This window comes from Metabacillus flavus (genome assembly GCF_018283675.1).
In the GTDB taxonomy this organism is placed as follows: domain Bacteria; phylum Bacillota; class Bacilli; order Bacillales; family Bacillaceae; genus Metabacillus_B; species Metabacillus_B flavus.
On the sequence record NZ_JAGVRK010000001.1, the window covers coordinates 2,325,453 to 2,347,381 of the forward strand.

Below are 21,929 nucleotides of genomic sequence, written 5' to 3' on the forward strand. Positions count from 1 at the left end.
CGTTTATGCCCGATAAAGGAAAAAAGCAGCCAACAACATACGGTTATCAACTGCTTTTTGTAAAAGCCCTTTAAAGAATTAAACATACATTATCACAATTATTGGCAGGATTCAATGCTCATTTTTATTTGCGTTGTCTCATGATGTCCTGAGGATGAACGATGCTTGGCCGCAGCTTCGCTCCCGGCACAGAGGTGCGAATCGCGATCTGTTTAAAAGCGGCAGCGTTAAATGGAAGAAACGGCCACAAGTAAGGAGTATTCAGTGTTTTTGTTGATGCAAGGTACAAAATAAAAGCGGTCACACCAATAATAAATCCCTTCACATGGAAAATAGCGGTTACTGCGAGCAGCAGCAGACGGACAATCTTGTTGGCGACGCTAAGTTCATAGCTTGGTGTTGTGAAGCTCCCGATTGCTGCAATGGAAACATATAAAATGACTTCGGGGACAAACAATCCGACGTCAATAGCAATTTGTCCGATTAGTACTGCCGCAATCAGTCCCATGGCTGTAGATAGAGCGGTTGGAGTATGGATGGCTGCCATCCGCAGGAATTCAATTCCGAAATCCGCTAAAAAAATTTGAGCAACGGCAGGAATGTTCGTCTGCTCATTTGGTCCTACGAACGATAAGCTTTTTGGGAGCAGCGACGGTTCCAGGATAAATAGAAACCAGAAGGGCAGCAGAAATGTGGAAGATAAGATGCCCAGAAAACGAATCCAGCGCAAAAATGTTCCAATTGCTGGAGCCTGGCGATATTCCTCCGCATGCTGAACGTGATGGAAGAGTGTGGTAGGAGTAATGATGACGCTCGGAGAAGTGTCTACGATCACAATGACATGACCTTCTACTAAATGATTTGCTGCCACATCCGCTCTTTCTGTATACCGAACCATAGGAAATGGATTGAATCCCTGTTTCACAAGAAATTCTTCAACCGTTTTATCTCCCATCGTAATTCCATCTACTTGAATCTCCTTTAATTCTTTTTTGATCAGATCAACCAGGTCTTTGCTTGCAATATCCTCTATATATGCAACACATACATCCGTCTTAGAGCGTTCTCCAACTTTAATTAACTCATATCTCAGCCGCTCATCGCGCACCCGTCTTCTGATTAAAGCTGTGTTGACTATTATGTTCTCGACAAAACCGTCCCTCGCTCCCCTGACGACCTTCTCCGTATCAGGTTCTTCCGGGTTCCTTCCAGGATAGCTCCGAACATCTACTACAAGAGCGTAGTCTGCGCCCTCAAGCATGATGGCAACGAGTCCAGACAGAACTTCTGTAACTGTTTTTTGAATGGTTTGTACTTTCGTTACCTGCTGATGAACGAGGCGGTTCTCAACAATTTCCTTAAACTTATCCAGATCCTGGTCCGTGTCATTGATCTCAGAAAGTGCCGTCAGCAAAAGCATCAGATACTGGGAGTCGCATAAACCCGTTACATAGTAAAGATTGACTCCCTTGCCCATGATGGTAAATTTTCTTACCCCCAGGTCAAAGCTCGTTCCCATCCCAACGTATTCTTTAAAATAGTTTTCATTTTCATAAAGCTTGGGTGAAATCGGCGATTCACTCTTTAGATTTCCGGGCATCTATCCCATTCCTTTCCAAAATAAGTTCAGCCGCCTTCATTGTTATCGGCGCCCCTCTTCTGACATCATCTCTTCTGGCCATTTTTCCTATGTCGCCTATGCCAACTATGATTGGAATGTCGAGCCGGTCCAGACTATAGACTGTATCGCCGTTAATTCTTCCGTCATCCAGTTCCTGAATCCCGCTTTTATCGACTCCACGCCCGGTCAGTTCCCCATCGCGGTCTATACATACATCAACTCTTGCCCAATCTGATTGTCTCGTTTTAGCAGCGACTGCGATGACGCCCAGCACCTGAATGGACGGGTGCCTGGCCACATACATCATTGCCTTCTCCCCGGGGCCTTCACCAGGCATTCCGCAATCATCAAATAGAACAAAGACCGGATCATATGGTGTTTGCAGGATCAAAGCGACCAATTCTTTCCCTGTAAGTAACGATGGATTTCCCTGGGACTGCGAAATCCAGCGCCCGCCTATCTGCTCGGCTGTATAGGCGATGGTTTTGGCCGCGTAAACGTCTCCATCTGTCACCAATATGACCTTCCTTTTCATGAGTGCATCCTACCCCTTCGGTTTAAAGATAACCGCTACGATAAAGGCGAAAAGTATTGCAGATGAGATACCCGCTGACGTCAGTTCAAATATTCCCATAGCAATTCCGATAAACCCATGTTCATCCGCCTGCTCCATCGCTCCATGCAGGAGGGAATGTCCGAACGATGTGATCGGCACAGTCGCTCCAGCTCCAGCAAAATCGATAAAGTTATCATATATCCCAAACCCATCGAGAATCGCCCCGATTACAACAAAGGAACTCATTACATGAGCTGGGGTCAATTTGAACTTATCCAAAAGAATTTGCCCCACCACACAAATCAATCCTCCGCAAACGAATGCGAGTACATATTCCATCACGCCATCCCTCCTGCAGTTCGTTCAAACACTACTCCGTGAGCAATGGTTGGAATCGATTCCTTTTGCTGAATCATTGTCGGGCTTAGCAGTGCTCCTGTCGCGACTACAAGAACACGATTCAGATTTCCAGCCTTCATTTCATTAAAAATATGACCGTAAGTAACAACTGCTGAGCAGGCACACCCGCTTCCTCCAGCAAATACATTCTGATCAGGACGGTACACAAGAAGACCGCAATCCTGATGCTTTGATGAAATCTGAATGCCTTCTTCTTTAAGGAGGTCGATTAGGATCGGGCTTCCGACTCCGGACAAGTCACCTGTTAAAATCAAATCATAATCTTCCGGTGTCCGGTTCATGTCTTCCAAATGCCGCTGTATTGTATCGGCTGCTGCGGGTGCCATAGCAGAACCCATGTCGTTCGCATCCTTTATTCCTAAATCCTGCACTTTACCGATAGTGGCAGCTGTAATCCGGATTTCACTGGGCTCATTTGTAATAAGCATGGCACCAGACCCGGTTACGGTTGATGTGGATGTATCCGGCTTCTGTCCGCCATATTCAGTAGGATTTCTAAATTGGCGCTCAGCAGTTGCATTATGACTGCTTGTTGCAGCAATCACCTTGTTAGCATATCCTCCGTCGACGAGCAAAGATCCAAGTGCTGCGGTCTCCATCGATGTGGAGCATGCTCCGAACATACAAATAAATGGAATTCCCATGTGCCTTGCAGTATAGTTTGAGGTTACATTTTGATTCAATAAATCCCCGGCAAGCATAAAGTCAATCTGGTCTGCATTTAAGCCTGCTTTACTCAGTGAATGGCCAATGGCCTGCTCCATCAGTTTGCGCTCCGCAAGCTCCCAGTTGTCTGCCCCGCAATGAAGGTCATCATGTGTTTCATCAAAAAGATTGCCAAGAGGGCCTTTCGCTTCTTTCGGTCCGACTGCCGTTCCGACGGAGGTGACAAATACATTATTTTGAAAAATCCAGGTTTGCTTTCCAGTCAGTTTCATGACTTATCCTCCTTACGATCCTATCAGCATGCCGAAGAAATAGCGGATAATTCCTACGATATAAGCGGCTACTGTACCGAATACGATGACACTTCCCGCAAGCTTGAACATATTTGTTGCAACTCCAAGCACTAATCCTTCACTTTTATGCTCAAGGGCTGCACTCGTCATTGAGTTTGCAAATCCAGTAACCGGAACCGCAGATCCTGCACCTGCAAACTGGCCGATCCGGTCATAGATTCCAATTCCCGTTAACACGGCGGAAATAAGAATTAAGGTTGCTACCGTAGGATTTCCGACCGTATCCTCTGTGAAATTGAAAAAGGTCATATAGAAATTGCTGATGGCCTGGCCTATGACACAAATAATCCCGCCGACGACAAAAGCTTTGACACAATTTAGAAAGTAATTCGGCTTCGGCTGATAAGCTTTAATGTTATCTGAATAATGATCTTTTAGCTTTGACATTCTGTTTCCTCCTTTACTGATCCACAAAAAATATCCAATGATAGAGCGATCCGCATACTTTACCGAGTACGATGGCCATAAGCATGATCAGAATCTGTTCAGCAATGCCAATTCGTTTTGCAAGAATCGGCAGTACATTCAGCACCTCAGTAAGGGCTGCTGCCAAAAGACCAATGAACATTCCATCCATTAACCCAATTGGCACCGAGAAAAATGAGGGAAGATTCAAAACTGTATTTCTCAAGCTCATCCATCCGCCTGCTGCTGCACCGGTCACCACGCTCCATTCGTATGTTTGAATAAAGGTCATTGTTTTCGTCAGCTGGCTCAGCCTGGGAATAATCCCAAGAACAGCAAGAAATGCAACAAATCCCGCTCCGACAGCGAAGCCCCAGGATAAACCCAAAAAAATAATGAACAGCATGCTAATGATCATGCAGTTTTTTCACACTTTCTTTGTTTTCATTCATTGCAACGTATTGATCCAAATCCATTTGATACTTGAACATCTCGACTTCAAGCGGACTCGGTTCTTCATTAATGCGTTTTTTAAACACATGATTAAAAAATAAAATCATTCCCAGTCCCAAACCTATGGAATAAGGAATTTGGAGCAGCAGCGGTTTTTCAAGTCTGTGGCCTGTCAGCATGAAGTACAGCTTTTGATGCACCGCCTGCATGCTCACATCCTCGTGAAAATTGATGATGGCCATTGCGGCTCCAACAAACAGAAGCATCCAAACGAGAATTAAATAAATGAGCTTCCTCTTTTTTCTCTCGTAAACAATTTCCACAACTGTTTGCGTTGGGCCGATGGATTGGATTTCTGCATTCGGCTCTGCTCTTCTGATCATTTTAATGACATGCATAACATCCACAACGACCATATTCCGGTCCCCGGCCGTCACTTTATATACATCAATTTTTTTTAATGAAGAATCTTCCTCCGAATCGATTACCTGAGCTAAATCCGCTAAAACTAAGGACGTCTCAGGGGCCGTTTGAATCCGATGCCTCAGCCTTATGTAAACCGTTTTAGCCACTTTCTTCACATCCCATGATGATACTCAGTGTATAAGTAGTATGCTATGTACGTCCTTTAAACATGCAGACAGAGCTTATATACACAAATTACCATTTAAACAAAAAGCTGTCTTCGTAAACTTCGCTTCAGTGAATGGCTAATTCACGCTCCCTCCCCGCACTAAGCGCCTGCGCGTCCCATTTGTCTGGCTGCTCCAAAGGAGTCTCGCCATCAGCTCCAATCAGCCTAAACAGTTTTAGTTCATCTAAATTAGAAACGAGCACAAAAAAAAGCAAATCCAGAGGATTCACTTTTTTTGCGGCTATCCGCCCATCAGACTTTTCATCTGACTTAATATTTTCTTTTCCAGTCTCGATACTTGAACCTGTGATATCCCAAGCCTCTCTGCCACTTCAGATTGAGTCTGATCTTTATAGTACCTCAAATACACAATCAGTTTTTCTCTTTCATCGAGGCCCTCGATCGCTTCCTTTAGGACAATTTTATCAAACCATTTTGAATCGGTATGATCCGCTATTTGATCAAGCAATGTGATGGGATCCCCATCGTTTTCATAAACTGTTTCATGAATGGAGGAAGGAGCTCTGACAGCTTCTTGTGCTAAAACAACCTCTTCAGGTGATATCTCAAGATGAGCAGCAATTTCTGTGACTGTCGGCACCTTGCCCAATGTTTTGGATAATTCGTCCTTTGCACGCCTGATTTTATTTCCAAGCTCTTTAAGCGACCGGCTGACCTTTACCGTTCCGTCATCCCGTATAAAGCGCTGAATTTCACCGATAATCATCGGCACCGCATACGTAGAGAACCGGACATCGTAGGACAAATCAAATTTATCTACTGATTTAAGAAGGCCGATGCAGCCAATCTGAAAAAGATCATCCGGCTCATAGCCGCGGTTTAAAAATCTTTGGACGACCGACCAGACGAGTCTCATGTTGCGCTGAACGATTGTGTCCCTCGCTTGCTGGTCACCCTGCTGACTTTTTAAAATCAGCTCTTTCACCTCGTGGTCTTTTAACTGAACGTTCTTCTGTTCGTTCTTAACCTCCACATCCATGGCTCGTCTCCTTAATTAACCAAAGCTTTACTTTTCGATAAATGCTTTGTCAATTTAACCGATGTCCCTAGAGAAGGGGCTGATTCCACTTGAATATCATCCATAAAATTCTCCATTATGGTAAAACCCATTCCGGACCGTTCAAGCTCAGGTTTCGTTGTAAAAAGAGGCTGTCTTGCTTCTTCCAGATCATGAATGCCCATCCCTTCATCACGGATGGTAAGCTGGACGACTTCCTCCTCTAAAGAGGCCGTAATATAGACGATACCGCTCGGATCATTGTTGTAGCCGTGAATAATCGCATTTGTAACAGCTTCAGATACGACCGTTTTAATTTCCGTCAGCTCATCCATTGTTGGATCAAGCTGGGCAATGAATGCAGCGATCGTTACTCTTGCGAAAGATTCATTTTGGCTAAGGGCTGAAAACTGCAGCTCCATTTGATTTTTCATTATGAAGCCACCCCCAATGTCTGAAGCGCTTTTTCTTCATCTTCTTCCAAACGGACAATTTTAAACAGACCCGACATATCAAAGAGACGCTGAATCGACGGGGAAATGGAGCATACAACCATTTCTCCCCCGCGCTGCTTAATTTGCTTATAACGGCCCAGGATGACACCAAGACCCGAACTGTCCATAAACATGAGGTTTCCAAGGTTCAGGATGATATGTTTCACTTGGCCCTCTTCTAAAATTTCATTCACCTTTGACCGTAATTCGTCCGTACTGTGATGATCTAATTCACCCGATAGACGAATGCACAGCACAGATTCTCGAACGCTAAGTTCAACGGCTAGACTCATCTGCAATTCCTCCTTGTTCAGTGCTTGTATGAGTCTTTCGTTTTTCCTTAGGCGTTTTCCTGCCCCTTGACAAAACTAGTGGTCTTTCGGCACAATCAGCCAGCTTTTGTAAAGTCCGACATGACCCGTTTGAATAAGGACCACCAGCTTGCCGTTTTAATATCCTTTTCGGCCATGAGCGGACTTTTCGCTACTACCGCTCCGTCTTTTTTCAGGACGAGCATTCCAAGAACATCCCCTTTTTTCAAAGGAGCAGCCAGGTTCTTTTTAGGGATAACCTCTTTTGTAATGTTTTTCGTATTTTCTCCCTTTTTTGTAAGAAGAGAGATCGGCTCAGATGTCACAAGATTTACGGTTTGATCGCTGCCTTTGCTTACTTTTTGAACGCCGATTACTTCACTTCTCTTATAGAGCGGATGGGTTTCATATTGACTGAAAGCATAATCAAGCATCTTTGTTACTTGATTGTTCCGGTCCTTTGGCGTTTCTGCGCCCATTACGACGGCAATCACTCTCATGTTCCCTTTTTTCGCAGTAGCTGTCAGACAATATTTCGCTTCATTCGTAAAGCCGGTTTTCACCCCATCTACTCCAGGATAGAATTTTACAAGCCGGTTCGTATTGACAAGCCAGAATTTCTTATCTGTATCCGTTCTTAAGTAATCTTCATATTTCCCTGTATACTTTGTAATATTTTCATATTTCAAAAGCTCCTTCCCCATAACCGCCATGTCATGGGCCGTGCTGTAATGTCCTTTTTCAGGCAAGCCGGTTGTATTTTCAAAATGGGTGTTTTTCAGTCCGAGTTCAGCAGCTTTCTTATTCATCAGCTCAACAAATCCATCCTCTGAACCACCAAGATGCTCAGCCATCGCGACGGATGCGTCATTTCCTGAACCGATTGCAATCCCTCTAAGCATTTCATCAGCTGTCATTTCTTCTCCCGGCTCAAGGAAAATTTGTGATCCTCCCATGGAAGCCGCATATTCGCTTGTTCTGATTTTATCCGATAGCTTCAGATTCCCCTTATCAAATGCATCCATAATAAGAATCATCGTCATGATTTTCGTCATACTTGCCGGCGGAAGCTGTTCATCACTATTTTTTTCATAGAGGATTTTGCCTGTATCCCGCTCAATCAGCACAGCAGACTTTGCCTGCGGCGCCAAATTCAGGCTGTTTTCTTTTGCAAATGCTCCTTGTGCAATCGTACAAAGGAAGCAAACAATTAATAGCATGGAAAAACTTTTTTTCATTTCCAAACCCTCCCAATTAAGATACAGTCCATTTTCTCCAATCCGGGCGGGATTATACATCCAGGTTTATGAAAAAGGTAGATCCGTTATTTGAGGTTTCGATAGGTTCTACTATAAGGAAGGCACAAATATTCAGTAACTAAAACTGGGGGAAAAGAAAAAAGCGAAGGATCATTGACCCTTCGCTTCAGAAATTATTCGGTTATCGTTGCATAGATCAGCTTTGGCGCATCGACTTTTTCAGAGCTCAGTTTGATGCTATCGTAAAGCTTTTCCCTTACTTCTTTTATATCTTCCTGATTGCTGTGGATGGTCACGAGGGATTCACCCTTCATTACTTGATCACCGATTTTTTTATTCAGGACAAGTCCTACAGCCAAATCAATAACGGATTCCTTCGTTGCTCTTCCTGCACCTAGCCACATAGCAGCTGTTCCAACAGCATCGGCAGCGATTTCGCTGACGTATCCGTCTTCTTTTGCTTCAAGCTCTGTTATGAATGACGCTTTCGGAAGGTCTTCAGGGCGGTCAACGACTGATGCATCACCGCCTTGAGCCTCCAGGAATGTTTTAAAGGTTTCAATCGCTTTTCCGCTGTCAATCGCTTCCTGAAGAAGTGTTCTCGCTTCTTCAAGGCTTGAAGCTTTTTCTGCAAGATAAACCATGTAGCTGCCGAGCGTCATGCAAAGCTCCTGCAAGTCCTCCGGGCCTTCTCCATTGAGCGTATCAATCGCTTCTTTGATTTCCAGCGCATTTCCGATAGCAAGACCAAGCGGCTGGCTCATATCAGAAATGACGGCCATCGTTCTGCGGCCGACTTCATTCCCGATTTCAACCATGGATTGAGCAAGCTCTTTGGATTTTTCCAATTCCTTCATGAAAGCCCCTGATCCTGTTTTAACATCAAGAACGATCGCGTCTGCGCCTGCAGCAATTTTTTTGCTCATGATGGAGCTCGCAATAAGCGGGATGCTATTAACAGTTGCGGTAACATCTCTTAATGAATAAAGCTTTTTATCCGCTGGTGTTAAATTGCCGCTCTGTCCTATAACGGCAAGCTTATTCTTGTTTACTAAACGAATAAATTCATCATTCTCAATTTCGGTATGGAAGCCGGGTACCGCTTCAAGCTTATCAATTGTTCCGCCTGTGTGGCCAAGTCCTCTTCCTGACATTTTCGCAACTGGCACGCCTACTGCTGCTACAAGCGGGCCGAGCACTAATGTCGTTGTATCCCCAACGCCGCCCGTTGAGTGCTTGTCTACTTTGATTCCTTCAATTTCCTTCAAACTGATCGTTTCACCGGAATGAACCATGGCCATTGTCAAGTCGGCGCGTTCTTTTGCCGTCATGTTCTGGAAAAACACTGCCATCGTAAAGGCGCTTACTTGATAATCCGGAATATCCCCATTTGTATATCCCTCAACGAGATAGTTGATTTCCTCTGTTGTGAGCTCATATCCATCGCGCTTTTTTTGAATCAAATCGACCATTCTCATGCTGTTGCACCCGCTTCCACAATTTTTTCAACTGCCCCTTTTACAAGGCTTAAGAAGTTGGATTTCACCTTCTCTGTTGTTTCGATTACTTCATCATGGGATAAAGGCTGATCCAAAATTCCGGCAGCCATATTGGATATACATGAAATGCCAAGGACATTCAGACCTGCATGCCGAGCCGCAATCACTTCAGGTACGGTCGACATTCCTACTGCATCTCCCCCCAGAACTCTCAGCATTTTAATTTCTGCAGGAGTTTCGTAAACGGGGCCAGTATTGGCTACATAAACACCTTCCTGGATTTTGATGTCCAACTCGTTTGCCGTTTCCTTTGCTAAACCGAGCAGATCCCTGCTGTAAGCCTGTGAAAGGTCAGGAAAACGAACACCGAGTTCTTTATCGTTCGGGCCAATCAATGGATTGGTTCCCATATTGTTGATGTGATCACGGATCAGCATCAGGTCGCCCGGCTCAAATTCTTCGTTGATACCGCCTGCTGCGTTCGTAACGATTAGCGTTTTAATTCCAATCTGCTTCATCACACGTACCGGCAGGACAACCTTTTGCATATCGTACCCTTCATAAAAGTGGAACCTGCCCTGCATGGCAATAACGTTCGCGCCTCTCAACTTGCCATATACAAGCTGGCCTGCATGTCCTTCAACGGTGGAAACAGGAAATCCAGGTATGTCCTCGTAAGGCATTTTTACCGCTTCCTCAATTTCATCTGCTAAGACCCCAAGTCCCGATCCGAGGATTAACCCGATTTCCGGCGCCTGACCGATTTTCGACTGGATATAATCCGCTGCTGTGCTCATTTCATTCATACCGCTTATCCCTCCTCTTTTATCTCTTTTAAAAAGCTTGTTCCGTATTCAGGCATTTGCACCTGGAAATTGTCTGCGATTGAAGCTCCAAGATCAGCAAATGTTTTTCTAACCGGTATTTCTCCGCCTTGACTCATCCGCGGACTGTAAGCCAATAAAGGAACGTATTCTCTCGTATGGTCGGTTCCGTGATGAATCGGATCATTTCCATGATCCGCCGTAATCATGAGCAAATCATCTTCAGTTAATTTTTCAAAAACCTCAGGAAGACGTGCATCGAACTCCTCAAGTGCTTTTCCATATCCTTCAGGATCGCGGCGATGGCCAAACAGGGCATCAAAGTCAACAAGGTTCAGAAAGCTGATGCCGGTGAATGGACGGTCCATCACTTCAATAAATTGGTCCATCCCATCCATGTTTGACTTCGTTCTGATGGAGTCTGTAATCCCTTCCCCGTCATAAATATCGGAGATTTTCCCGATGGCGATTACATCGTAATCCGCATCCTTCAGCTCATCCAATACCGTTCTGCCAAATGGCTTTAACGCGTAATCATGTCTGTTTGATGTTCTTGTCCAATTTCCCGGTTCCCCGATGAACGGTCTTGCAATGACACGTCCTAATTTAAACGGCTCAGTCATAGTCAGCTTTCTTGCCTTCTCGCAAATATCATATAATTCGTCAATCGGAACAATCTCTTCGTGAGCGGCAATTTGCAGAACGGAATCCGCGGAGGTGTACACAATTAAATCTCCCGTTTTCACATGCTGTTCGCCCAGCTCGTCGAGAATTTCTGTCCCGGAAGCCGGCTTGTTTCCAATGATTTTTCTTCCTGTTTCCTTTTCAAGCTGATCAGTCAATTCTTTCGGAAAGCCTTCCGGAAATACCTGGAAAGGCTCGCTGATGTTCAGCCCCATGATCTCCCAATGCCCGGTCATCGTATCTTTACCGCTTGACGCCTCCTGCATTTTCGTATAAAAAGCCTTTGGCTGCTCCGGCACCGGAATTCCTTTAATTTCTCGAATACTGCTAAGTCCGAGCTTTGCCATATTCGGCATATTCAGCCCGTTCATTTTTTCAGCTATGTGACCTAATGTATCCGCGCCTTCATCGTTGAATTCTTTTGCATCCGGTGCTTCCCCGATGCCAACTGAATCAAGGACGATAACAAACACCCTTTTATATGTATAGTTACTCATAGAAACCCTCCTCAAAATCGGGATTTTTTCATAACGAAGCCATCCTGTCAGAAGTCTGACAACCTCATTATAAACCGGTTACAAACAACCTGACAATCTTAATCCCGTATATAAGCAGTATTCCTTTAATTTGGAGAAGAATGTCAAAGATCGTAAGACATATAGAAAAAACCCCCTTATTAAAGCAAGGGGGTTTACGCTCTTGGATGAAACTGCTGATACACATCTTTTAATCTTGTTTTCGACACATGTGTATAGATTTGCGTGGTAGAAATATCTGCGTGACCCAGCATTTCCTGAACTGCCCTCAAATCGGCTCCATTTTCGAGCAGGTGCGTCGCAAATGAGTGCCTTAATGTATGGGGAGTCAATTCCTTTTGAATTCCAGCTTCCAGAGAAATTTTCTTGAGATTCTTCCAGAAACCCTGCCTTGTAATGCGCTTGCCGTGATGATTTAGAAAGAGAGCATCCGTTTTTTCTTTCCTGCTGGCAAGCTTAACGCGGCCTTTTTCCAAATAATCTTGAATTGAACCGGCCGCTGTCCGTCCGATCGGCACAATTCGTTCTTTGCTGCCTTTGCCGAAGCAGCGAATAAAGCCCATTTCTAAATGAACATCAGCTAAATTAAGCTGCGTCATCTCGCTTACCCGTATTCCGGTAGCATACAAAAGCTCAAGCATCGCTTTGTCTCTGTATCCAAAAGGTGAATTCATTAACGGGGTGTCCATAAGTTTCTCTACTTCCTGCAGGGATAAAACTTTAGGAAGCGTCCGTTCAACCTGGGGTGTTTCAATGTGGACAGAAGGATCCTGATCAACCGCTCTTTCACGAAGCAAAAATTGATGAAACGCCCTAATTGAAGCAACATGGCGGGCAATTGTTTTGCTCGATTTGCTGCTCTCTTTAAGCATCTTTAAAAATTGAATAATATGGACTCTTGACACCTTATTCAGGCTGTCCAATTCCTGCTCAGTCAAAAACCGCAGATAATTTTTCAAATCTCTCTCATAGGAAACAACGGTGTTATGCGATAAACCCCGTTCTACGACCATGTAATGAATGAAATCTTTTAGCTGATCATTCACATTCCTCTACTCCCCATCTGAATAAAAGAAGAAAAGACGGCTCAGCCACTGATCTGGCTGATTCTCCACCATCTTTGTTACCTTCAGCGCCGATCCTTCAGGAGGATCATACCGATGGTAATCCTGATACTCTAAGTTAATCCAAATAATAGCATAGTAGAAGAGAATCGTAAATCCAGTAAAGACAATGAATACTTTAAACATGTCTACTCCCGCTTGCAAATATCGTTTCATGAGGGCCTCCGAAGTCTTGTCTCATTTTTTAGATACTCCATTATATGCCGGAACGCCTTGCTTTTATACGAATCGGAGGGAAAGAAAAAAGACCTTTCCGCTAAGGTGGAAAGGTCTTATGTATTCTTATTCACTTTGTTCCTGATCTTCTTTTTTCTGCTGGCATTTTACGCAAATTCCGTGAAAGGTAAGACGGTGGTCCATTATTTTAAACTTCCAATCTCTCTCCACGATTTCTTCTACATCTTCAAGCAAGTCATCTTCAATTTCAGCTACTGCTCCACATTCAATGCACACTAAGTGGTGATGAAAATGAGCTGCTCCCTCTTTCCGCAAATCGTAACGGGATACACCATCACCAAAGTTTATTTTATCGATAATTTTCAGTTCTGTCAGTAATTCAAGCGTCCGATAGACCGTTGCCAAGCCAATTTCCGGAGATTTTTCCTTAACGAGGAGGTAAACATCTTCGGCACTCAGATGGTCTTCTTCATGTTCGAGCAAAACCCGAACGGTCGCTTCACGCTGTGGCGTTAACTTATAGCTAGAAGAATGGAGCTGCTTTTTAATCCGGTCAATGCGGTTTTCCATGAACGATTTCCTCCCTCGCCGCTTCCTCAACCATTATAGCAGAAGAGCGAAAGGGTTCCAACTAAAATAATTACAATTAAAAGATTATAATGATTATAAAATGAAAACGATTATTATTTATTAACAATCTGTACGACCGCCTTCATAAGTTCAGGGGAAGCAAATGCTTCCAAGACGGATGCTCCAGCGATCATAACAATGATTCCTGCAAAAACAGCTGCGTACTTAGAGAAGGATTGAAGCGGAGAGTCAATCAAGTTTCTTTTTTTATTTAACACGTACATGGCAAGCTTAAGGGAAAAAGAGATAGCTGCGGCACTCAGCACGATAAATCCAGGTATGATCAAAATGTTTTGAGGGAGGATGGAAACAAACGAAAGGATGAACCCATTCCAGCCCATTTGATTGACAAGGAAGCCGACAGTAAATCCGACTACCATTCCCTTCAGGAACAGCATGATCAGGATAATAGGAAGTCCAATAATGGAAATGCCGAGAATCCAAATCAACCCGAGATATTTAACATTATGCATAAAGCTCTGCTGAAACATTTCGGTGGAATCAGCTACTTTTCCGTCCGTGACCTGTCCAAAAAATCGGCTGAGGTAAAAAAACAGATCTTCTTTCTGTGTGAATGTCATGCTGTTAACAATAATCGCACCGAATATAACCCCCATCATGAACAGCACGCAGACAAATAAATAAATGGATGAGTGATGTTTTATGTGATTCGCGATGAATGCTTTCATCGGCTGTCTTTTCATATACTTGTCCTCCCAAACCCTAGGTTAATAGATTGTATGCAGCTGGAAGGATAATATACCGAAGAAAAAGCTGCCCCTTTAGGAGCAGCTTCTCGCCAAAATCAGTTCTTAATATATGTGACGGAAGCTTTGTCAGCTTCAATATATTGTCCGCCGCCGAGCATTAGTTTACTTCCTTCTGCTCCATACACACGGTACATGCTTCCCTTTTTAAGTTTTTTCGTTACTTTTCCATCTTTCATTAAAGAGATGTCCTGCTTAATCATAGCAATCCCTTCATAGTACACTGCATTTCTGTTTTCTTTTACATAATAGCCGTTTCCAACATTGTACTTGCCGTCTTCTCTATCAAATACTCTGACAGCTTCACCTTTTTTAAGCGTTCTGTGAACTTTTCCATCTGGTGTATACATAGTCAAAGGTGATTTGATCAGGATTCTGCCATTATAAACGGAGATTCCCTTCTCCTCTTTTTTCACATAATAAGCGCCGCCGACATTATAGTAATCTTTCAATTGACCATAAACACGGTAGGAACCCTTCTTAAGCTCTGCGGACTCAGAAAGCTCGCCATTGCTGTCAATCTTGTAAAGCGGCACGTTTTTCTTAACTTTCATCATGCCGATTGGGTTTTTGTGAATGGCTGCAGAGCCTTCTTTCAATTGCGGGAATCCGTCAACATAGCCGACTCCGCCTGTTTTATTGATTCCGATTTGCTTGTCTACTTCAGCAATCAGTGCTTCTTTATTAACAGCTGTGATTGATAGATCCTTAAGACCGTCTCCCGGATGCTGGAAGTTGCTCAGCATATAAGAATGATTCATCATGTCTTCAATCATACGCAATCCAGTCGCCTCAGCTCCTGCCGGCACGGAAAGAAGGCGCTCGAGGTTTTTCGTATCCAGGTCATATGCCCAAACATAGTTATTCGTATGGGCACCGCTGTCCTCACCAATCAGAAGGGCATTCATATCTTCTGAATAGCTCAGGTTATCAGGGCTTGCGATTTTATTAGGATTCGCAGTGTTTCCGTAAGCATCAGGCGCTGCCATGTCTTCTCCTGTCAGAAGTCCGCTGATGGAGGATGCTGCATATTCACTGTTGATAGACTGGCCGTTTTGATCCTTTTGGCCGCCTCCAAGATTCATTTCATATGCCGCACCGGATTTGATCTTCGGGAGCTGGATGTGATCTGCAGGCTCTTTTCCTGTAGCATCTTTTTCCATCGATTTTGATACATCAGCCATCGCGACATAGACCTTTTTGTCTTTTTTATTGAGCGCAAGACCTTCCATTTTATTCCACTCAGAAGTTGCACCTCTCATTGCAGCGTAACGGCGCGGTTCAAGGAAGGCAGCCGCCTTTTCCATTCCTGGTTTAAGCTTCAGGTATTCAACTTTTGAATTTGAATACGTTTTAACAGCTGTAAAGCCTTCTTTTTCTGTGTCAGAAACTTCAAAGATTGAGCTGAACTTCACACCGCTGTCGATCATCGCTTTAATTTCGGCGTCTGTTCCGTGGCCAAGGCTAATCCACTCAAAATTCCCGGAACCGCCGTTTTCTGTTCCTGTTTGGTTAAACTTCGCAGCATAAAGCGTTCCTGCTGAAAGATCCTTTTCCTTATCTGCTACATACATGAACATCATTGTATTGGCTCCGTCATCACCGAAGAACGCAGTGCGGTTATCAGGCATTACTTGCATTTGCTCGTGAGAGAATCTTCCTGTGCTGTAATGCTTCATAACTTCCGTTTTTCCGCCAGGCTTGACTGTAATTTCAGGAATCCATCCATAGTTGTATGGGTTTGCTTTCTTTTCATCACCGAAATAGAGTTTCGCAAAGCTTGTAGTCTGCGTGAAAGCTGGAGACTTTGGATCTGCTTCAAAGCTGCGTGCATCCGGCTCGTACTCTTCAGATCCTAAATGCGTTCCCCACGGAGAAGTCGATCCGTTACATGGAATCCAGATTCCGTTTACATCAGAGAAATCAATTTTTTCCACTTTCTCAGGGACAAGCTTGCCTGTCTTTTTATCCTGTTTCATTTTTGAAAGGGACATAGAAGCAGGGACGATGCCGTACGCAGATTTCCCGGCCGCATCCAATGTCTGGTATTCATAATGAGTGACCATATAAATTTCATTGCCGACTTTCAGAAGACTGTTGGAGTCCGGTGCATCAGAAACGAACGGTACAGGCTTGCCTTCAACGCTGTTGTCCATAATAGGATTACCGTTCACATCGATCGGAGTACCCGCTGCAATCATTTGACCTTTGTTAACTGCTACTTTGTCTTCTGATTTGAAAAGACGGTTGTAAGAGAGCGGATAATTTTCTTTTAAGCCGTTGCTGTAGGTTACTTCAATTGAAGCTTTTGTATAGGTGTTCACCATTTCAGGGATGGTCTTAGGTGCCTCCATGCCTTTATATTCTATGGATTTCACTGTTACTGGTCCGCTCACAGCTCCTGCGGAAGTGAAAGCAGGTACCATTAGACTAAGCGTTATTGCTGCTGCCATTCTTTTTTTCATGTCAATCCCCCTAAAAGTATATAAATCCATTACAGTTCTAATTAAATCAGAGGATTGTAAATTTTTTGTTACCTTTTGTATAATTTCGTCTAAATTTTCACACTGTATATAAAAATTACTATAATATGTTAATTCCATCAATCCAAAAGATCACCACTTGCAATAAATCATTTAATGAAATTCACCGCAGTTTTATTGGTCATTTAACCGAATTCATTTCCTTATTTTATATAAACACCAAATACACCCTAAACTTAATTCGGAATAATAGTACTCTGGTAATATATTTCATTACAAAAATTAACATAATCAATACAAAATTATTGCGAATTGGTTTCTTTTTAGATATTCAGGCGTTTTTTTCGGACATTTTATCCCTTATTCTCGCTTTGCAAGCGAAAAAGTACGACGCCGTTACTAATGAATTAGGAACTAATGCTTGCAATTATGAGTTCTGGCACCATCAAAACCATCACCGATCCATTAATGAGCGACCATTAATATTGGGGACGATTCAAATTCACTGGCATCACTTAAGAGGATGAAAACGGACCACCGCTATAATACTCACAGATTTTTTATAAATTCAGCAGCCAAAAAGGCAGCGAACCCCTTGGATTCAGCTGCCTTTTTGGCTTTGTTTATGTTCGATCAACTTTACCGTATACGCCTCCCCCGCCGCCAAATATGGCAAGTCTACCGCTTCGCGCATTTGCAATTAGCTCCGCAATTTTTGCAGGAACTGCACGGGCTAGTTCATCCTTCGATACACGATGAAGAATATCCATTTCTGTACCGAAATGATCTTTCAGTTTCACAAGTGTTTTAGGTCCAACCCCCGGTAAAAATTGAAGCGGAACCTGGTGAATGTAGGGGGGGCGGGTGTTTATGTTTACAGGCGAATCCGCAAGATCCTTTAATCGATCACTGACCCCTTTTACGACTTTCCTTGAATGGCATCTTGGACAGACCTTGACTTCATAGGTCACGGCTGCGCCACAGCCTTCACATACAGTGTGATGATATTTACCTAGAAGCGGATTAAGACCGTAATTTGCAAGGATCGTTCTTCCATTCTCATTTTTAAGAGCCAATACTAATTCTTTATAGGAAGGTTCCATCAATCGCAGCTTCTGGTATTCTCTTGCTATTTTACCTGTTGAATGAGCATCCGAGTTCGTTACAAAAGGATAAACATCAAGCTCGGAAATGGCAGACGCCATTTCTGTATCCGCGCTTAATCCCAGCTCCACCGCATCAATTAAACTCGGATCAAAGACCTCGGTTAATGATTTTTTTACTCCCCTTCCATACAAGCTTTTGAAAGGAGTGAATATATGAGCCGGGATGAATAGTCCGCCCAGCTCTTTTACTTTCAGCTGGAGAACCTTCCCTGGTGCGTAGATTCTTTGCGAGCTGAGGGTATTATTTTTCATGTATTGAGAAATCCATACCGAGAACTCTTTCATTGTTTTCAAGTGTGGAAAATAGACAAGTACATGAATGGGTCCAGAACAAGTTTCGTCATAGATTTCGAGCTCTGACCCAAGAATCAGGGTCGTATTTTGAAAACGGATTCCGCCGCCGTCAAGCTCTATGCATGCACCTGTTTCCAGCAAATGATCTGCTTCTTCCAGAACTTCCGGGACGTGGGCATCTATTATGCCAATTATGTCCATTCCCTTCTCTTCGCTGGCTGCCGCTAAAACAGACGAAAGGGTTAATGCTCTGGAAGCGGTAATCTTAACTGGCTTTCCTGACATGGAAGAGCCGATGTGAACGTGCAGATCGGCAAAAAATTCCTTCATTTTGCCTTTATTGCTTGACGAAGCTTTAAATATTGAACAGCATAGGCCGTTTTTGCATCATAAATTCGCCCGTTTGCCACCATTTCCTCTGCTTCTTCAAGCGTCACTTCCATTAACTCCACAAACTCATCCTCGTCAAGACTTGCTTTATTTTTTAAAGGAATTAAGTCTTCAGTTATGTATAAATGAACCAGTTCATCCGCAAAACCTGGTGATGTATAGAACGAAATAAGATGGTCGATACTTCCTGCTGTATAGCCTGTCTCTTCCTCCAGCTCACGAACTGCAGTTGTTTCAGGTTTTTCGCCTTTTTCCAGTTTTCCTGCTGGAATTTCAACCAGAGTCCGTTCAAGCGCCTTGCGGAACTGCTCAACCATCAATATTTTCCCGTCACTTGTCAGGGCTATAACAGCCACTGCCCCAGGATGCTTAATGATTTCGCGCTTTGAAGTTTTCCCGTTAGGAAGCTCGACTTCCTGTACATATAAATCAATGATTTTGCCTGAGTATATTTGCTCGGATGAAAGTTCTTTTTCTCTTAAATGCTCCATCTTTTCAGCTCCTGTCGTAATATTCACGCTATCCTCATACATTCTATCATAACCCTCTTTAAACGAAAGGAACGGGATCGCATGAAAATATACAAACTTGAAAAAGGGATCATCCTTGTCGGAAAAGCATGGGAAATCAGAATGAAACTAAAGGAATACAGCAAGCAATTTACAACTGTTAAGGAATGGATTGACAAAACATAAGACAGGCTTCCCGTTTGCAATTTCATCGGCGGTATACTACTGTCAGAATATATAGGACAGGAGGGAAACGCTGATGGAAAAGAGACAAATCGGGCGCTCAGATTTATATGTGAGCAAAATGGGGCTGGGCTGCATGTCACTTGGCAAAGAAGAGTCACATGCAAGATCCATCATTGATGAAGCCATCGAGCTTGGGATTAATTATTTTGATACAGCCGACCTTTACGACTTCGGTCTAAATGAAGAATTTGTGGGTAAGGCCATTCAAAACCGCAGACAGGACCTCATCATTGCGACAAAGGCGGGGAATCGCTGGGAAGAAGGAAAGGAAGGCTGGACGTGGGATCCGTCACAATCTCATATCCAGAAGGCTGTCAAAGACAGTTTACAAAGACTTGGGACAGATTACATTGACCTCTACCAGCTGCACGGAGGCACAATCGATGACAATATTGATGAAACGATTGAAGCCTTTGAAGAACTGAAAAAAGAAGGTCTTATACGAGAGTACGGGATTTCTTCCATAAGACCGAACGTAATCAAGCAGTATCTTGAGAAATCATCGATTGTCTCTATCATGATGCAATACAGTCTAGTTGACCGGAGACCGGAGGAATGGTTTCCTCTTATCGAGGAACATGGAGTCAGTGTTATTGCACGGGGGCCGCTGGCCAAAGGAATTCTTTCTGACCGGGAGTTAGACCAGGCTAGTTCAAATATGAAAGAAAAAGGATATATGAGCTATTCTTTTGCAGAGCTTGCTGAATTGCGTGCAGAATTGAAAAAAGCGGCACCGCGACACTCTTATACGGAGGCAGCCCTCCAATATTGCCTGGCTTCACCAGCTGTTGCAGCCGTGATTCCTGGGGCAAGCAAGCTTTCGCAGCTAAAGCAGAATGCAGCGGCTGTGCATGCAGAACCGCTTACTAAGGAAGAAGCCGGGCTTCTTCGCAAAATAAGCAAGGCCGGCCAATATGAACAGCATAGAGAATAGAAAGAAAGCTCTGGCCGCTAATGGATCAGAGCTTTTTTTGTATCTTTTTTTCAATGGATGGATGAATTCTTCTCCAAAAAGGGTATTGAAATCGTAAATAACTCTCTGGAGGTACATAGGAATGACAAACAGTTCGGTAAAAAACACGAAGGTTGCAATCGTTTCAGGCGGAGGATCCGGTATTGGTAAAGCGGCTGCCCTAAAATTTGCTCGTGAAGGAATTCGGGTTTGCATATTGGATTTGGATAAGGAAAGCGCGCTTGAGGTAAGAGATGAAATTAATCAATTTGGCGGGGAAGCCATTGCGATTGAAACGGATATGGCGGATGAAGCGATGGTTAAGGCTGCAATTGAAGAGGTTGAAAACCATTGGGGTAATTTAGACATTATCTTTAATAATGCAGGAATAAATGGCGTCTTCTCATCAATTGAAGAAATGGAAGCAGACGATTGGGATAAAACGATCCAAATCAATTTGAGAAGTACGTTTCTATTTGTGAAATACAGCATTCCTTTGCTTAGAGAAAACGGGGGCAGCATTATCATTACCAGTTCCATTAACGGGAACCGCATCTATAAGAACTTCGGGATGTCAGCTTACAGCACAACGAAAGCGGCTCAGGTTGCCTTTATGAAAATGGCTGCGCTGGAATTGGCTCAATTTAAGATCAGAGTAAATGCTATTTGCCCGGGTGCGATTGACACAAATATCGATGCTTCAACCGACAAGCAGGAGAACCTGAAAGAGGTAGAAATTCCGGTCGAATACCCGGAAGGCAATCAGCCTCTTGCCCAAGGATCCGGTCAGCCTGAACAGGTAGCCGATCTTGTTTATTTTCTTGCATCCGAACAGTCCTCTCATATCACAGGAACAGAAATTTATATTGATGGGGCAGAGTCCCTGCTATAACGCTAGAAATGGGCGGAGCCGTTGTTCCGCCTATTTTTATTTAGTGCATCTTTAAATTCAAGTCTCCTGTGAAAAGAGTTTGTAAAGTTTATGAGAAAAGGCTTTCTAATATGAAGCAGTCGAAATTCTATTCGGTGAATAAACTCTCTCATTCCTCAGCCTGATTTTCTTCCCGCAATCTTAGCTGAGTGCGAATCTCAGCAGCGGTTCTAGTCGGATTCTCTACCTGCAGCACAATAAGCCTGTATTTAGGATGGCCATTAAGTTCCATTAACAGTAGCGGTCCTCTGCCGCTGTAGGAAAGAAAATACCACTCATTCCTGTATTTATAGCTTCCTTCATAAATATGGAGAAAAGAAATGGACGTCCCTGGCATCCGCATCATCCATCTTGGAGCTTCAAATTGATCCACATAGACCTGGCTAATTGTTTCATAAGGAATGTCGAGCTTCATTTTAATGGCGAAAAACCCTGTGAGACCCGTTAAACGAACAACTGCTTTGTCTTTTTCCAGTTCAATTATTCTTCCCATTGCTTCCCGCACCCTTCTTTTTAAAAATAGCTCT

Annotated in this window: 25 protein-coding genes; 3 read left to right on the forward strand and 22 right to left on the reverse strand. The window is 43.6% G+C overall.

What is annotated here, in order from left to right; genetic code table 11:
• Window positions 1-124: 124 nt before the first annotated feature.
• From J9317_RS11965 to J9317_RS12065, 21 genes are all read right to left on the reverse strand, one after another.
• Entirely contained in the window at window positions 125-1,600 is a 1,476-nt protein-coding gene (locus J9317_RS11965; RefSeq protein WP_211558890.1) for a spore germination protein, read from the reverse strand.
• Window positions 1,578-2,156: a stage V sporulation protein SpoVABEA gene (gene spoVAEA / locus J9317_RS11970; RefSeq protein ID WP_211558893.1), complete on the reverse strand. Its 579-nt coding sequence runs from the start codon at window positions 2,154-2,156 to the stop codon at window positions 1,578-1,580. Before spoVAEA ends, J9317_RS11965 begins: the two co-directional genes overlap by 23 nt.
• 9 nt (window positions 2,157-2,165) lie before the next feature.
• Window positions 2,166-2,516 carry a stage V sporulation protein AE gene (gene spoVAE, locus J9317_RS11975; protein WP_211558895.1) on the reverse strand — a complete coding sequence of 117 codons (351 nt, stop codon included), beginning with the start codon at window positions 2,514-2,516 and terminating at the stop codon, window positions 2,166-2,168.
• Entirely contained in the window at window positions 2,516-3,535 is a 1,020-nt protein-coding gene (spoVAD, locus tag J9317_RS11980) for a stage V sporulation protein AD (RefSeq protein WP_211558897.1), read from the reverse strand. The genes spoVAE and spoVAD overlap by 1 nt, the downstream gene beginning before the upstream one ends.
• Window positions 3,536-3,547: 12 nt before the next feature.
• The gene (spoVAC, locus tag J9317_RS11985) at window positions 3,548-4,003 is read right to left on the reverse strand and encodes a stage V sporulation protein AC (protein ID WP_211558899.1); all 456 of its coding nucleotides are present in this window, start codon (window positions 4,001-4,003) and stop codon (window positions 3,548-3,550) included.
• 13 nt (window positions 4,004-4,016) lie between these two features.
• A complete protein-coding gene (locus tag J9317_RS11990; RefSeq protein WP_211558901.1) occupies window positions 4,017-4,439 on the reverse strand; it encodes a stage V sporulation protein AB in 423 nt (140 codons plus the stop codon).
• Window positions 4,429-5,046: a stage V sporulation protein AA gene (locus tag J9317_RS11995; protein WP_211558903.1), complete on the reverse strand. Its 618-nt coding sequence runs from the start codon at window positions 5,044-5,046 to the stop codon at window positions 4,429-4,431. The genes J9317_RS11990 and J9317_RS11995 overlap by 11 nt, the downstream gene beginning before the upstream one ends.
• A gap of 303 nt (window positions 5,047-5,349) precedes the next feature.
• On the reverse strand, window positions 5,350-6,108 hold the full coding sequence (gene sigF / locus J9317_RS12000) for an RNA polymerase sporulation sigma factor SigF (RefSeq protein WP_035411255.1): 759 nt from the start codon (window positions 6,106-6,108) through the stop codon (window positions 5,350-5,352).
• Window positions 6,109-6,119: 11 nt separating this feature from the next.
• Complete coding sequence (gene spoIIAB, locus J9317_RS12005) at window positions 6,120-6,560, reverse strand: anti-sigma F factor (RefSeq protein WP_035411257.1); 441 nt, start codon at window positions 6,558-6,560, stop codon at window positions 6,120-6,122.
• On the reverse strand, window positions 6,560-6,913 hold the full coding sequence (gene spoIIAA / locus J9317_RS12010) for an anti-sigma F factor antagonist (protein ID WP_211558905.1): 354 nt from the start codon (window positions 6,911-6,913) through the stop codon (window positions 6,560-6,562). Before spoIIAA ends, spoIIAB begins: the two co-directional genes overlap by 1 nt.
• A gap of 95 nt (window positions 6,914-7,008) precedes the next feature.
• A complete protein-coding gene (locus tag J9317_RS12015; protein WP_211558907.1) occupies window positions 7,009-8,169 on the reverse strand; it encodes a D-alanyl-D-alanine carboxypeptidase family protein in 1,161 nt (386 codons plus the stop codon).
• A 194-nt stretch (window positions 8,170-8,363) separates the two neighbouring features.
• A complete protein-coding gene (locus J9317_RS12020; protein WP_211558909.1) occupies window positions 8,364-9,668 on the reverse strand; it encodes a pyrimidine-nucleoside phosphorylase in 1,305 nt (434 codons plus the stop codon).
• A complete protein-coding gene (locus J9317_RS12025; RefSeq protein ID WP_211558911.1) occupies window positions 9,665-10,495 on the reverse strand; it encodes a purine-nucleoside phosphorylase in 831 nt (276 codons plus the stop codon). Before J9317_RS12025 ends, J9317_RS12020 begins: the two co-directional genes overlap by 4 nt.
• 5 nt (window positions 10,496-10,500) lie before the next feature.
• Window positions 10,501-11,694, reverse strand: coding sequence for a phosphopentomutase (gene deoB, locus J9317_RS12030; RefSeq protein WP_211558913.1), 1,194 nt, complete (start codon window positions 11,692-11,694; stop codon window positions 10,501-10,503).
• 194 nt (window positions 11,695-11,888) lie between these two features.
• Complete coding sequence (gene xerD, locus J9317_RS12035) at window positions 11,889-12,779, reverse strand: site-specific tyrosine recombinase XerD (RefSeq protein WP_211558915.1); 891 nt, start codon at window positions 12,777-12,779, stop codon at window positions 11,889-11,891.
• A 6-nt stretch (window positions 12,780-12,785) separates the two neighbouring features.
• Entirely contained in the window at window positions 12,786-13,013 is a 228-nt protein-coding gene (locus J9317_RS12040; RefSeq protein ID WP_211558917.1) for a YqzK family protein, read from the reverse strand.
• 126 nt (window positions 13,014-13,139) lie between these two features.
• On the reverse strand, window positions 13,140-13,604 hold the full coding sequence (fur, locus tag J9317_RS12045; RefSeq protein WP_035404220.1) for a ferric iron uptake transcriptional regulator: 465 nt from the start codon (window positions 13,602-13,604) through the stop codon (window positions 13,140-13,142).
• Window positions 13,605-13,717: 113 nt separating this feature from the next.
• Entirely contained in the window at window positions 13,718-14,368 is a 651-nt protein-coding gene (spoIIM, locus tag J9317_RS12050) for a stage II sporulation protein M (RefSeq protein WP_211558919.1), read from the reverse strand.
• A gap of 101 nt (window positions 14,369-14,469) precedes the next feature.
• Entirely contained in the window at window positions 14,470-16,896 is a 2,427-nt protein-coding gene (locus tag J9317_RS12055; RefSeq protein ID WP_211558921.1) for a PhoX family protein, read from the reverse strand.
• Window positions 16,897-17,537: 641 nt separating this feature from the next.
• The gene (locus tag J9317_RS12060; protein ID WP_211558923.1) at window positions 17,538-18,704 is read right to left on the reverse strand and encodes an endonuclease Q family protein; all 1,167 of its coding nucleotides are present in this window, start codon (window positions 18,702-18,704) and stop codon (window positions 17,538-17,540) included.
• Window positions 18,701-19,255, reverse strand: coding sequence for an NUDIX hydrolase (locus tag J9317_RS12065; RefSeq protein WP_211562328.1), 555 nt, complete (start codon window positions 19,253-19,255; stop codon window positions 18,701-18,703). The genes J9317_RS12060 and J9317_RS12065 overlap by 4 nt, the downstream gene beginning before the upstream one ends.
• An 81-nt stretch (window positions 19,256-19,336) precedes the next feature.
• On the opposite strand from J9317_RS12065, the gene mciZ reads away from it, so the two are divergent.
• The 3 genes from mciZ to J9317_RS12080 all read left to right on the forward strand — a co-directional run bounded on the left by mciZ (window position 19,337) and on the right by J9317_RS12080 (window position 21,363).
• Window positions 19,337-19,459 carry a Z-ring formation inhibitor MciZ gene (mciZ, locus tag J9317_RS12070; RefSeq protein ID WP_066098927.1) on the forward strand — a complete coding sequence of 41 codons (123 nt, stop codon included), beginning with the start codon at window positions 19,337-19,339 and terminating at the stop codon, window positions 19,457-19,459.
• A 73-nt stretch (window positions 19,460-19,532) separates the two neighbouring features.
• The gene (locus J9317_RS12075; protein WP_211558926.1) at window positions 19,533-20,453 is read left to right on the forward strand and encodes an aldo/keto reductase; all 921 of its coding nucleotides are present in this window, start codon (window positions 19,533-19,535) and stop codon (window positions 20,451-20,453) included.
• Window positions 20,454-20,574: 121 nt separating this feature from the next.
• The gene (locus J9317_RS12080; protein ID WP_211558928.1) at window positions 20,575-21,363 is read left to right on the forward strand and encodes an SDR family oxidoreductase; all 789 of its coding nucleotides are present in this window, start codon (window positions 20,575-20,577) and stop codon (window positions 21,361-21,363) included.
• A 148-nt stretch (window positions 21,364-21,511) separates the two neighbouring features.
• Here the strand turns inward: J9317_RS12080 and J9317_RS12085 are convergent, their stop codons facing one another.
• Window positions 21,512-21,895: a hypothetical protein gene (locus J9317_RS12085; protein ID WP_211558930.1), complete on the reverse strand. Its 384-nt coding sequence runs from the start codon at window positions 21,893-21,895 to the stop codon at window positions 21,512-21,514.
• Window positions 21,896-21,929: the final 34 nt, after the last annotated feature.